Below are 13,544 nucleotides of genomic sequence, written 5' to 3'. Positions count from 1 at the left end.
AATGGATATCAGGAAACAATTTGACTGGCAGGGCCTCCTGCTGACGCCCCTGTCGGATGAACTTATCAGCCGGGAGCTGGATGAAAACGAACCCGCCTGGGAATATATCGATGGAGAGATGGTTAAGCTGGGATCGCTGGCTCATTCCAGCATCAATATTGAAGAGATCCAGCGTCAGGCACTGCAACTGTTCAGCGAAAAAAGCAAAGATTTCAGACTGATGGTTCATTTACTGCGCACACTGCAACACGGCAGTAATCCCGCTGAACTCATCCTGGCAATGGAGCTGTTAGCCGATTACATCCGGCATTACTGGCAGACAGCCTGGCCACAAAAACCGTTGCTCAAACGCCGCCTGGCACAACAAGTGATTAAACGTTTTGGCTCTGCGCAACCCGGCTTCTGCGAACAGGCTGATGAGACTCAGCGCGAAGAGGCACAGGGCGCACTGGCTCATCTGGCACAATGCTGGCATACCGATGAGCCGGCACTGGCTAAAGAGATTGACCAGTTACGCCCCCGCTATGCCCGTAAACCTGAGCCAAAACCGGCAGCCGCACCGACTGAATCAACAGAAACGACAGCACAATCTGCAAACACTTCAGCACTGACATCCACACCCATACCGGATGTCGCCGTAGACAGTTCCGGTGAAAAAGCCTGGAAGCAGACGCTCCTGACCGTGGCCGATCTGCTATGCGAACGCCAGCCTGATTCTCCTGTGGGTTACCGTCTGCGTCGTTATGCGATATGGCACACCCTGACCACGGCGCCGATGGCAAATGGCGCAGGCAAAACACCGCTGGCGCCGACTGCGGCAGACCGTACCGCAGATTATCTGACGAAACTCCCGGCGGCGGACAAATCCCTGCTGCAACAGATAGAACAGAGTCTGACACTGGCCCCTTACTGGCTGGACGGGCACGCTATCGCGGCTCAGGCGGCCGAAAAACTGGGGTACCGCCCTGTCGCTGACGCTATCCGCGATGAACTCCGGGCCTTTCTTGACCGCCTGCCGGTCCTGCAAAACCTGTCTTTCTCCGATATGAGCCCCTTTATCTCAGACGCCACGCTGAACTGGCTGCATCCGCCGGCGACCGCCGCCGTCAGCCGCGGCGCCACGCAGGAACAGGACGCCATCTGGCACTGTTTTCAGCAACACGGCCTGGAAGCCGCCCTCAACGCCGCAGAGCACTATCAGCAACAGCTGACCGAACCCCGGGATCAGTTTTACGGTCAGCTGCTGACGGCACAGTTACTGGAACAGGCGGGGATGAGCGCGCTGGCACAACAACATTACCGACAGCTGCTCCGGGCAGGACGACACCTGTCACTCGCCGACTGGGAGCCCGGCCTGCTGGCGGCACTGGCAGAAAAAGCCCCGATGACCTCCCCCTCAAAAGAGACGACCGCAAACAGGAGCGTTAACCCATGAACTGGCTTTCTCTACTGCTGAAAAATATCAAAAAACCGGCGATGCCGCGTCTGCCGCCACTGAAAGCCGCCGCCTCGCTGATACTGGCCCTCCTGCCCTGTCTTGCCCTTATCTGGCTGTGGTGGTGGGGACCCGGCTGGCAGTTTAAACAGACCCGCCCGCTGGAAACCCTGTCTGCCCGCTGGCTGGCGACGGTCATCCTCCTCCTGCTGGCCCTGAGCGTTGTCGGGATAAAAATCTGGCGCCGCCTGCGCCAGCTTGAAAAGCTCAGGCTGGATGGGGAACTGAAAGCCGTCGATCCGGCGCTGGCCGATATCACCCGTCAGGACAGTTATCTCCATCACTGGAAAGCCCAGCTGCAACGCCATCTGGGGACCTGGGATTATCTCTACCAGCGCCCCTGGTACCTGGTGATGGGCAACACCGGCAGCGGCAAAACCACACTGATTCAGGAAGGCTGCCGGCTGACTGACATTGCCGCGCCGGACACCCTGACCGGGGAAGAGGCGCTGCCCCTGCATCTGCGCTGCTGGCTGGGGGAGAAAGCCGTCATCATTGACCCGGACGGCTTCCTTATCGACCAGATATCGCCGCCGGACACCCCCAAACCTCAACTGCCCGCCCGCCTGTGGCAGGCTCTGCTCGCCTGGCTGACCGAAAACCGTCAGCGCCAGCCGCTCAACGGCATCATCCTGACGGTGGACATTCACCGCTTACTGACCGACAACAAAGCGCAGCGGGAACGGGTTATTGCCGCGCTTCACCTGCGCCTACAGGATCTGCGATTAACCCTGCATAACCCTCTGCCCTGCTATCTGGTACTGACCAAACTCGACCGGCTGCACGGTTTCAGCGCCGCCTTCCAGTCGCTGGACAGATCGCAGCGCGCCCAGATCCTGGGCGTCACCTTTAGCCTGAATGCGCAGGATGAGCACAGCTGGCGCACTGAACTGGCACAGTTCTGGCGCCAGTGGATGCAGCAACTCAACGCGGCCATGCCGGACATGATGCTCAATAAAGTGGATATCAGTCAGCGCAGCCCCCTGTTCAGCTTCACCCGCCAAATACAGGGGCTGCACAGCGCGCTGGTACCGCTGCTGGAGGGGCTCCTTTACAACGGCGGTCCGGCCCAGCCGGGCCTGCGGGGGGTTTATCTCACCTCGTCTACACAAATCGGCCAGATGGATGACATTTTTACCCAGTCTGCCGCGGTACAGTATCACCTCGGGCCACAGGCATTTCCCACCTGGCCGGTGGCGGACACCGCGCCCTACTTCACCCACGCGCTGTTTGAAGAGGTCCTGCTGGCCGAGCCGAATCTGGCGGCTGAAAACCGCCTGTGGTTAAACCGCCACCGCCACACACTGCTGACCTTCTCCACCGTGGGCGCCGGGGTGGTGCTGGCCCTGTGGACCGGCTGGCACTACTACTATCAGAAGAACTACCGGGCCGGCGACGAGGTACTGGCGCAGGCTAAAACCTTCCTGTCCGTGCCGCCCCCCCAAGGCGAAGACCGTAACGGCAATTTACAGCTTCCCCTGCTCAATCCTGTCCGTGAGGCCACGCTGGCCTACGGGGATTACCATCAGAAAGGGCTGCTGGCGGATATGGGGCTTTATCAGGGCGCGGCGGTCGGCCCGTATGTGGAAAACACCTACCTGCAACTGCTGTCTCAGCGCTTCCTGCCCGCCTTAATGAACGGCCTGCTGGATGACCTCAACCGGGCGCCTAAAGGCAGCGAAGAAAAACTGGCCGTCCTGCGCATCATGCGGATGCTGGAAGATGGCAGCGGCCGCAATAAATCGCTGGTGGAACACTATATGCAGGCGCGCTGGAGCCAGGCTTTTAATGGCCAGCGGCCGTTACAGGCGCAGCTACTGACTCACCTGGACTACGCGCTGGATCACACCGACTGGCGGGCGGCGCGGGAGGCGGGCGATCAGGCCGCGATCCGCAGCTTCGCGCCTTACAAACTGCCGCTCATCAAGGCGGAGAAAGAGCTGAGTCAGCTCTCCATTTATCAGCGGGTCTATCAGAACCTGCGCATTAAAGCCCAGGATTCACTGCCGCCGCCCCTCAACCTGCGCGACCAGATTGGCCCGGGCTTTGACCGCCTTTTTATTGCCAATAATGACAACCAACTGATTATCCCGCAGTTCCTGACGATAAACGGCCTGAACAACTACTTCGTCAAACAGGACGACCAGCTGATCGACCTCACCGTCATGGACAGCTGGGTCCTGAACCTGTCGCATAACGTGCAGTACAGCGACACGGACCGCAAAGAAATCCAGCGACAAATCACCGAGCAGTACCTGGGGGACTACACGGCCACCTGGCGCGCGGCCATGAACAACCTGGATATTCGTGATTTTACCGATATCCCGCAGGCCATCAGCGCCCTTGAACAGGTTATCAGCGGCGAACAGCCCATCAGCCGCGCCCTGCAAATCCTCAGCGACAACACCCGTCTGCCGGAGATTGACGAGACGCTGCCGGCCAAAGCCCAGCAGCCGTTACGTGATACCCCGGATTACCGCCTGCGGGCGCGTATTCACCGGGAATTCGCGCCGGAAACCGCGGTGCTGGTGGAGTACGGCGACAAAAACAGTACCTTGCAGGAGGTTTACCAGAAACTGGTGGCGCTGCACCGTTACCTGCTGGGCATTCAGAATGCCCCGGTACCGGGTAAAGCCGCCCTGAGCGCCGTGCGGCAGCGGCTTGAGCAGCATAACAGCGACCCGATTTTCGAAGTGCAGCAGCTGGCGAAAAACCTGCCGGCGCCGCTTAACCGCTGGGTCGGCGAACTGGCCGAACAGGCCTGGCGGGTGGTGATGAGGGAAGCCATCAGTTCGCTGGAAATCGAATGGCGCGACACCGTGGTCAGACAGTACCAGACCTATCTGGCCGGCCGCTATCCGTTCAACCCGGAAGCCGCCCAGGATGTGCCGCTCAGTGAGTTCGAGCGGTTCTTCCGGCCCGGCGGCACGCTGGATGCCTTCTATCAGCAAAACCTGAAACCGTTTGTGGACAACAACCTGACCCACAGCGCTGACGGCCAGCAACTTATCCGCCAGGATGTGCTGGAACAACTGAAACTGGCCGACCGTATCCGCGACACCTTCTTCTCGCCGCAAAACGGTCTGGGCACCCAGTTCGCCATTGAGCCCCTCAGCCTGACCGGCAATAAACGCCGCAGCCTGCTCAATCTCGACGGCCAGCTGCTCGATTATGCTCACGGCCGCGGCAGCATTGTACACCTCATCTGGCCCAACTCGATGCGGGCCGGGGTGGAAAGCCAGCTCACGCTGATACCGGACGCCAGCGGCAAATCCCCGCGCGCCATCAGCTTCACCGGCCCGTGGGCTCAGCTGCGCCTGATTAACAGCGGCAAACTGACTAACGTGCGTCAGGATGCGTTTGATGTGCGGTTCACGGTGGACGGCGGCGACATGACCTACCGTATCTACGTGGATGAATCCGACAACCCGTTTGCCGGCGGCCTGTTCAGCCAGTTCAGACTGCCTGACACGCTGTATTAATGGCAAATTTTATTCATTGCAAAATAGAAACCCACCCTGTCCTCCGCGCCGACGGAGGCAGGTGAAAGGATGAACGGCCATGAGTGAACACCCTGAAAACCTGATTATCCGCGCCGGCAGTAACCCGATGAATCTGCCGGCGTTCACGGCAATACGCGAGGAAATCAATAAAATCAACCACCCGTCTCAGCCGGCAGTGAACTGGCCGCTTATCGAATCCCTGGCCCTGACGCTGTTTCGCACCCACGGCGTCGATTTGCAAAGCGCGATTTACTACACCCTGGCCCGGATGCAGCTCAGCGGCCTGGCGGGGTTTACCGAAGGCTGTGAGCTGCTGGCCGGGGTGATGGTCAGCCAGTGGGATGCACTGTGGCCCCCGCAGCCGGCGGTCCGCACTGAGATGCTGGACTGGTTTAACACCCGCTGCGGCAACGCGTTACGCCAGCACGACTATACCCCCCGTGACCTGCGGATGATTTACCGGGCCGAGCGGGCCTTACAACTGATAGTCGACCGGCTCCAGCAGTCCGACCTGAAACGCCTGCCAAAAGTCGAAAACCTGTTGTGGTTCTTCCAGAACACCGCCAAAAAACTGGAACAGACCCGTATCCTGCCCAAACCCGCCGCCAAACCCGTGCAGATGCCGCCGCTGGTTTACCTCGCCGGCACTGAACCGGACACTGACGACGACGCGGGATACGACCCCCGTCAGCCTAAAGTCCAGGTCCGTTTCCCTGAACCGCCCCCGCGGCCGATGAGCGCACTACAGGGGTTTGGCCTGGGTCTCTTACTGGGCGTGTTTGTCCTGACCGGCAGCTGGCTGGGACTTTACCGGCCGCTGCAACAGCAGCTCACCGCCCTGACTGACACCCCGGACGGGGCCAGACTGGCCTGGTTATCTCATCCTGACCTGCCAACCTATGCCCAGCAGTTAACCCGGCTGGCGGACACCTCCCCGCTGGTGGTGCTGCAACAGGCTGAGCAGCTGACCGATAGGGCACAAAAAACCTGGCCGCAGGACAGCCGGCAGCAGCGTGAAACGCAGCGCTGGCAGCAGTTACAGACCATCCGGCTGGAAAACGCGCCGGTCTCCGGCAGCTGGCAGCAGACCCGGCATCAGCTCCAGTTACTGGCGGACAACATCCTGGCGCAGGAGCGCAACCGGGGCAGTCTCACCCTCTCTTACCTGAAAACGGCGATTTACCAAATCCAGCACAGCCACAACCGTGACCGCCCGCTGGAAGAGCTGCTGCGCCAGCTTGCCGCCGCCGTCGAGCAGGGACAGCCCGTCTCACCGGCGCTGATAAAAAAGACCGACGACCGGTTTAACGCCCTGCTCAGCCAGTATTACGCGTTGCAGAAAGCCGCCGGGCTGACCGCGCTCCCCGGGCAACCCCGCCCGTAAATTCAGAGAAGGAATCCCCCTATGTCATTCCAGAAAAAAACCGCCGGCCAGGCCGGCGCCAGAAACATCGCTCAACAAATCGCTGACCGGCTGAGTCCCCAAAGCGCCAGCGGCTTACAGTTTACCCTCACCGCCGGCGGCCTGCCGCCGCACACCTTCGTGGTGGCCGGCTTTACCCTGCGCGAGGCCCTCTCCACCCCGTTCACGCTGACGGTCAGTTTAGCCAGTGCCGACCCGGCCATTGATTTCACCGCCGTCCTCGACAAAAGCGCCACCCTGACCATCCTGCGCGCCGGTAAAGTCGAGCGCACCGTCACCGGCATGGTCGCCAGCTTTGTCCAGGGCAATACCGGCAAACATCAGACCCGCTATGACATGACCATCCGGCCCGATATGTGGCGCGCCACCCTGCGCCAGAATGCCCGGATTTTTCAGCAGCAGGATATCAAAACCATCATCACCACCCTGCTCAAAGAGAACGGCGTCCGCGATGTGGCGTTCAGTCTGCGCAATCCGCACCCGGAACGGGAGTTCTGCGTCCAGTACCGCGAAACCGATTTTGAATTTCTGCAACGGCTCACCGCCGAAGAAGGGATTTTTTACTTCTTTGAGTTCACCGGCAATAAAAACACCCTGGTGTTTGCCGACGATGCGGGCTCTGTCGTCAAAGGCCCGGTGCTGCCCTATCACCCCGAAGAGGCCGAACAGGCCCAGCAGCTGTGCATTACCCGGCTGACCCGCCAGGCGCAGGTGCGGCCGGCGGTGGTCGAGCTCAAAGATTACACCTTCAAAAACCCGGCCTGGGCGGCGGAGTTCCGTCATCAGATGCGGGAACAGGACCTCCAGCATACCGGCTATGAACACTTCGATTTTCCCGGCCGCTTCAAAGACGAACAGCACGGCGCGGATTTCACCCGCTACCGGCTGGAAGCCCTGCGCAACAACGCCCTGACCGGCGACGGGGAAAGTAATGCCGCCACCATGCAGCCCGGCGTGCTGTTCACCCTGACTCACCATCCCCGGAATGACCTCAACCGGCTCTGGCAGCTGGTCAGCGTCACCCACCGGGGCAGCCAGCCGCAGGCGCTGGAACAGGCTGCCGGGGAGAGCGGCACCACCCTGAGCAACGACTTCACCTTCATTCCCTACAATCAGCACTGGCGCCCGACCCCGCTACCCAAACCGGCGATGGAGGGCCCGCAGATTGCCAAAGTCGTGGGTCCGGCCGGCGAGGAAATCTATTGCGACTCCTACGGCCGTATCCGCCTGCAATTCCTCTGGGACCGCTACGGCCAGAGTAATGACCACAGCTCCTGCTGGATACGGGTCACCCAGCCCTGGGCCGGTCAGGGCTGGGGCATGCTGGCGATACCGCGTATCGGTCAGGAAGTGGTGGTGGACTTTCTTAACGGCGACCCGGACCAGCCGATTGTCACCGGGCGCACCTACCATGCCAGCAATCTCCCGCCGGGGGACCTGCCCGGCAGCAAAACCCGGATGACCTTTCGTTCCAAAACCCATAAAGGGGAAGGCTACAACGAGCTGCGCTTCGAGGATGCCAAAGGCAGTGAAGAGCTGGCGCTGCATGCCCAGCGGGACATGCACACCGTGGTACTCAATAACCGCGAAACCCGGGTCATGAACAACCATACCGAAAGCATCGGCCATAATCAGATGCTTTCGGTCAGAAACGACCGCCACAAAGAGGTGACAGGCAATGAAGTCAGCGCTATCACCGGCCTGCGTCAAATCACGGTCGAAAAAGACAGCCTGCTGAATGTCAAAAATAACATCCAGATACATTCCCAGGCGGGGGGTATCGAAATTGCGACGGCCGGCGGCAGCATCACCATCGACAATGCCGGCAATATCAGCATTCAGGGGGCCAATATCACTATCAATGGCAAACAGGTCAATGTGAACTGACCGTTACTGACTATCAACTTAATTTCAATCAACAACGGAAAAAACATGGAAAACATCACCTATCAAATGAATGAAGGCTCACTGACTATCCCGGGCAACTGGCGGGATGAATCCATGAATGTCTTTGTGCTGCCGGACGACAGCGGCATCAATCTGGTGGTCAGCCGCACCCCGGTCCCCGCCGGCATGGATAACCACGCTTACTATGAACAGACCCTGGAACAGTTTTGCGCCCATCTGCCCGGGTACCAGGAGCATCAGCGCGGCGAAATCACCCTCAGCCAGCAACCCGCCCGCCGTCTGGATTACCAGTGGAAAAGCCCGGAAGGCGACATGCACCAGACCGTGATACTGCAAATCCGGGGTCCGCTGCTGCTGACCTTCAACCTGACCTCCCCCGCGCCTTTTGAAGACGGTCAGCGTGAGGCGTTGCTGGCGGTTATCCACAGTTTTCAGGCGGTCTGATGACCTGACAGGAGGAACACCATGTCACTTGGCGATGAAATCGTCACCCGGATAGCGCGGGTTGGCGCCCAGCACTCGGTACGCGTCTCCCCGCCACAGGGCTCCCCCGGTCCGGCCGCCGCCCGTGAGGGCGACCCGATTAAACATGCCAGCTTCCTAGGAGCGCTGGCGGGCGCCATTACCGGCGCATTGATAGGGGCGGCGGTCTTTGCCGCGGCCTCGGCACTGGTGGGGCTGACCGTCCTTACCGGCGGGCTGGCTACCGTCGCCGTCATCGCCCTGGGAACCGCGGCCACATTCGCCCTTGGCGATGTCATCAGCGCCGCCAGTTCGGCCGTCACGAAAATGGTGGACAGCATCGGCCCGCCGAGCGGTACGCTGGCAAGTGGTTCGCCCAATGTCTTTATCGAAGGCAAACCGGCGGCCAGAGCCACGACCGATATCGCCGCCTGTAGTCAACACCCGGCGCCGCCCCTGATTGCCCAGGGCAGTGAAACCGTGTTTATCAACGGCTCGCCGGCGGCCCGGGTCGATGACAAACTGGCGTGTGGCGCCACCATAAAATCCGGGGCCAAAACGGTGTTTATCGGCTCCGGTCAGGGAACTTACCTGGCTGTCGCCGAAGAGTTTTCCGCCTGGGAACGGGCGATACTGATGGCGGTTGAATTTCTGGTGCCCCCTTCCCGAGGCGCCCTTAAAGGACTGGGTAAACTGTTTACCCGACAGGCCGGTAAAAAGGCCGTCAGCGGGGCGATTGCCGGTGCCCGGCATGCCGGAAAAGTGATATCGGGTAAAACCTTCTGCTGTGCCAAAACCGCCTTTAAAGAAACTCAGGGGGTGAAACGTTACCGGGAAGCGACGAAAAAATTCTTTACCGGCGACCCGATTGACGTCACCACCGGCCAGCTGTTTGACCAGCGGACCGATATCACCCTCGGCCAGACCCTGCCGCTGGTGTTTCTGCGCAGCTGGGCGCCGGGGGAACAGGGCTTACTGGGGCCGGGCTGGACGGACAGTTTCTCCGAATGCGCCCTTGCCACCGGCGACCGGGTAGAAATCCGCACCACCGAAGGGGCTTCCCTCTATTTTGCCTTACCGGCCGCTTATACCCACAGCGTCAACCCGGACCACCCGGATTTCACCCTCAGCCGGGGAGAACAGGGCTATATCCTCCGGCACCGGGATTCACCGGTTTGTAAGTATTTTGCGCTGGCCTCCCCGGCCTCACCCGAAGGGACACAGCGCTGGCAGCTCACTGAACACCGGGACGTGTATGACAACCGGCTGCGGTTTGTCTATAACGAGCACGGTCAACTGACACAGGTTCTCCACAGTGACGGGCCGGAGCTGACGCTGCTTTATAACCTGCGCGGACAACTGACCGAGATACTCCGCACCGATGAAAGGTTACAGGAAGTGATGGCCCGTTATCACTACCATGATAACGGCCGGCTGGCGGAAGCGGACAGCGCCCAGCATTTTCATCTGTACTATGAATATAATGCGCAGGGCCTGATAAGCCGCTGGTCCGATGGCGACCAGACCTGGGTGGATTACGGTTATGATAAACAGGGGCGCTGTACCGACAGTGTGGGGGCTGGCGGCTTCTATCCGGTTCACCTGGATTATGCCCCCGGCATCACCCGCTCCACCACCCCGCAGGGGCACACCACCACCTGGCATTACAACGACCAGCAATTAATCACTGAAATCCACACCCCGTGCGGCGGCGTGACCCGTTATGACTATGACCGCTGGGGCAATCTGGTCAGACAGAGATTACCGGAGGGGGAAACCCTGACGCTGACGTATCTGGCCGATACCGGTCGGGTCACTTCGCTGACGGAGGCCACCGGCGCGGTATGGCAGTACAGCTATGAGGCTGACAGCCTGCAACTGACCGGCATGACCGACCCGCTGCAACGCACCTGGCTGCCCCGGTATGATGAACAGGGCCAGCCCGCCGGATTTATTGCGCCGGACGGCCGGAAAACCACGCTGACCCGCAATGCCTTCGGGCTGGTAACGGCCGAAACCGACCCGGACGGCAACCGCCGTATACAGGAATATGATAAGCATCAGCGGCTGGTGCGGGTGCTGGATGAGGAGAACCGGACCGTCAGTCTGGGTTATGACAGTCAGGACCGGCTGCGCAGCCTGACCGCGGCGGGGGCGCTGTGGCGCTGGCGTTACGACCGTCATCACCGGGTGGCGGTCAGTGACCGGCCGGACAACCAGCTGGAACACTTCACCCATGACCGCCACGGCAACTTAACCTGCTGGACCGATGCCCGCGGCGTAGAATGGCAGGTCGAATACGGCCCGTTTGACCTGCCGGTCGCCCGGCGTGACGGCGAGGGGCATCGCTGGCAGTATCGTTATGATGCCGACACGCTGCAACTGACGCAGGTGATTAACCCGCAGGGGGAAACTTACACCTACACCCTGGATGCGGACGGGCGGGTTATCACCGAGCAGGATTATGCCGGCACGCAGTGGCATTATCGCTACGACCGGTCGGGGAACTGCATTGAAAAGCGGGACGGGGAAGAGAACGTGACCCGCTATGATTATGATGCCGCGCACCGGCTGACGGCGCTGCACGCCCCGGAAGGGACCACCCGTTATCATTACGACATCCTGGGCCGGCTGTTAACCGTGGAGTCGCCGGACAGCGCCCTGCATTTTGACTATGACGAGCAGGACCGGATAGTGCGGGAAATTCAGCCGCACGGCGAGATTCTGCGTCACTACCCGGATAACCGCGCGGTAGAACGGCAGTTGCTGACCGGCGAAAAAACGCCGGTCACCGGTCCTGCCCGGTTTACCGGCCAGACCCACCTCTGCCGGTGGCAGAGTCGCCGGGAAGTCAACCGGGTGGGGGAACTGATTACGCTGGCGCTGGAGGAACAGGCGCCCCTGACCATCGAGCGGGATGACGCCGGCCGGGACACGGGCCGTTATGTGGACGGGGGATTTATTCTGCGTCAGCAGTACAGCCTGATGGGCCAGTTAACCGCGCAACGGGCAGGCCGTAATCCCCATTTCTTCCGGCCGGCAGAACTCGACGAGCTGGCCGGCCCCGCTTACGCCGGGGTTGACCGCCGGTATGAACATGACGCGGCGCTGAACCTGACCGCCGCCAGTGATAACGGGCAGCAGCTGGACTACCTTCTCAACGGCAACGGTCAGGTGATGTCGGTGGGAGAAGGCCGGACACTGCGGGAGCATTATCAGTATGATGAAACCGGGTACCCGTCAAGACGGTTTGACGGGGTGCAGGAGATTATGGGGGAAACCCTCTATCAGGAGGGCCATCGCCTGAACTGGGTGGGCTCGCACCGGTTTGTTTACGACCGGGCCGGCCGCATGCAGGAGAAGCAGTTTTTAGCGGAAGGTTGCCGGCTGGCGCTGACAAAATACCGGTGGAACAGCCAGAATCAGCTGACCGGCCTTATCACCCCGGACGGGATAGCGTGGGAATATCGCTATGATGCCTTTGGGCGACGGATAGAAAAACGGTGTATCCAGAGCGGTAAGCGGACCACCTATATATGGGACGGCGATGTGCCGGCGGAAATCCGTGAATACCAGCACGGCCGGCTGAAAATGATCCGCCATCTGGTGTTTGACGGCTGGGAACTGGTGGCGCAGCAGACGCAGCAGTTTACGCTGAATCTGGACAACCGGGTGGAACTGATGGCCGGGGAGGTGGAGACCCAGTACGCGGTCAGCGCCCCGACCGGCGAGCCGCTGGCGCTGTTCGACCCGGCAGGCAAGCGGGTGTGGCGGCGGCCGAAGCAGTCCCTGTACGGGCTGCGGCTGGGCGGACACGGCGAGAACCCGCACCTGGACCCGGGCCTCCGATTCGCCGGGCAACTTTTTGATGAAGAAAGTGGTTTATTTTATAATCGGTTCCGCTATTATTTGCCGGAAGCAGCGTGCTACCTCAGCCCTGACCCTTTGGGGTTAGCAGGAGGAGTAAATCCTTACAGTTACGTGCATAATCCGACGGGTTGGATCGACCCTCTAGGATTGTCTTCTAAGAAATGTATACCGAATAAAGTAGCAGGGACAGCCAGAGAAAAAAGAGCGCAAGCTATATTTGAAAAACGTTATGGCAAGGAAAACGTCATAAGTGAACGTTACTTACGTGATGCTAATGGCAAGTCAGTTAAGGATCCTTTAACCGGAGAAAGGAGGAGGATTGACTTTGTGATCAAGGGGCAAGATGGAAAATGGAGCCCTGTTGAAATAACTAGTCAAACAGCACCAAAAGTCGGACAATTAGCTAAAGAACAACGCATTCAACAAGCTGGAGGGATATTTGTCAGAAATCCAAATACCCGAGAGTTAATAGAAATAAATGATATATCAAAAGTGATTAGGGCAAGATAATGACTGATTTCGATTTACATAATATCCCAATGTTACTGGGAGCAAATAAAAGTAAAGATTATCAAGAGCAAATAATTAGCTTATCCAATGCATTAATGTATTTCTTAAAAGACAATAACTTACTAATAAATATGGAACCATTTGCTGAAAATGGAGATGTTAAAAAAGATCTTATACTGAAAATGTCTCATGTCACACCAGAAGGACTAGAACTTTTTAAAAAAGTAATTCCTGGCTGGCTTAGTTATCTTGATAAAAGTACCAAACCTGAGAAATATCAGAATATTAGCCGTCTTGAAAAAGGTTTGGCTAAGTTACGTGAAAATAAATGATACTGAAATTATAATCCAAGCCGGAAAGATCTTTCGAGATC

Annotated in this window: 7 protein-coding genes; all 7 read left to right on the top strand. The window is 59.2% G+C overall.

Annotation, left to right across the window (positions count from 1 at the left end; genetic code table 11):
- Nucleotide 1 precedes the first annotated feature (1 nt).
- Nucleotides 2-1,435, top strand: coding sequence for a type VI secretion system protein TssA (gene tssA / locus B0X70_RS01675; RefSeq protein WP_217470737.1), 1,434 nt, complete (start codon nucleotides 2-4; stop codon nucleotides 1,433-1,435).
- Complete coding sequence (gene tssM / locus B0X70_RS01670; protein WP_217470736.1) at nucleotides 1,432-4,977, top strand: type VI secretion system membrane subunit TssM; 3,546 nt, start codon at nucleotides 1,432-1,434, stop codon at nucleotides 4,975-4,977. Before tssA ends, tssM begins: the two co-directional genes overlap by 4 nt.
- Nucleotides 4,978-5,056: 79 nt before the next feature.
- Entirely contained in the window at nucleotides 5,057-6,382 is a 1,326-nt protein-coding gene (locus B0X70_RS01665) for a VasL domain-containing protein (protein ID WP_217470735.1), read from the top strand.
- A gap of 21 nt (nucleotides 6,383-6,403) precedes the next feature.
- Complete coding sequence (locus tag B0X70_RS01660) at nucleotides 6,404-8,308, top strand: type VI secretion system Vgr family protein (protein ID WP_217470734.1); 1,905 nt, start codon at nucleotides 6,404-6,406, stop codon at nucleotides 8,306-8,308.
- Between the two features lie 45 nt (nucleotides 8,309-8,353).
- Nucleotides 8,354-8,773: a DUF1795 domain-containing protein gene (locus B0X70_RS01655; protein WP_217470733.1), complete on the top strand. Its 420-nt coding sequence runs from the start codon at nucleotides 8,354-8,356 to the stop codon at nucleotides 8,771-8,773.
- Nucleotides 8,774-8,794: 21 nt separating this feature from the next.
- Nucleotides 8,795-13,171: a PAAR domain-containing contractile injection system baseplate protein gene (locus tag B0X70_RS01650; RefSeq protein ID WP_246593415.1), complete on the top strand. Its 4,377-nt coding sequence runs from the start codon at nucleotides 8,795-8,797 to the stop codon at nucleotides 13,169-13,171.
- Nucleotides 13,171-13,503, top strand: coding sequence for a hypothetical protein (locus B0X70_RS01645; RefSeq protein ID WP_112896816.1), 333 nt, complete (start codon nucleotides 13,171-13,173; stop codon nucleotides 13,501-13,503). The genes B0X70_RS01650 and B0X70_RS01645 overlap by 1 nt, the downstream gene beginning before the upstream one ends.
- Nucleotides 13,504-13,544: the final 41 nt, after the last annotated feature.

Origin of the sequence: Photorhabdus akhurstii (assembly GCF_019090985.1) — a bacterium.
Lineage (GTDB): Bacteria > Pseudomonadota > Gammaproteobacteria > Enterobacterales > Enterobacteriaceae > Photorhabdus > Photorhabdus akhurstii.
This window is presented reverse-complemented; position numbering and strand designations above follow the sequence as displayed.

Coding starts and splice junctions, on each gene's coding strand:
- tssA (WP_217470737.1), top strand. CDS start 2: ATGGATATCAGGAAACAATTTGACTGGCAGGGCCTCCTGCTGACGCCC.
- tssM (WP_217470736.1), top strand. CDS start 1,432: ATGAACTGGCTTTCTCTACTGCTGAAAAATATCAAAAAACCGGCGATG.
- B0X70_RS01665 (WP_217470735.1), top strand. CDS start 5,057: ATGAGTGAACACCCTGAAAACCTGATTATCCGCGCCGGCAGTAACCCG.
- B0X70_RS01660 (WP_217470734.1), top strand. CDS start 6,404: ATGTCATTCCAGAAAAAAACCGCCGGCCAGGCCGGCGCCAGAAACATC.
- B0X70_RS01655 (WP_217470733.1), top strand. CDS start 8,354: ATGGAAAACATCACCTATCAAATGAATGAAGGCTCACTGACTATCCCG.
- B0X70_RS01650 (WP_246593415.1), top strand. CDS start 8,795: ATGTCACTTGGCGATGAAATCGTCACCCGGATAGCGCGGGTTGGCGCC.
- B0X70_RS01645 (WP_112896816.1), top strand. CDS start 13,171: ATGACTGATTTCGATTTACATAATATCCCAATGTTACTGGGAGCAAAT.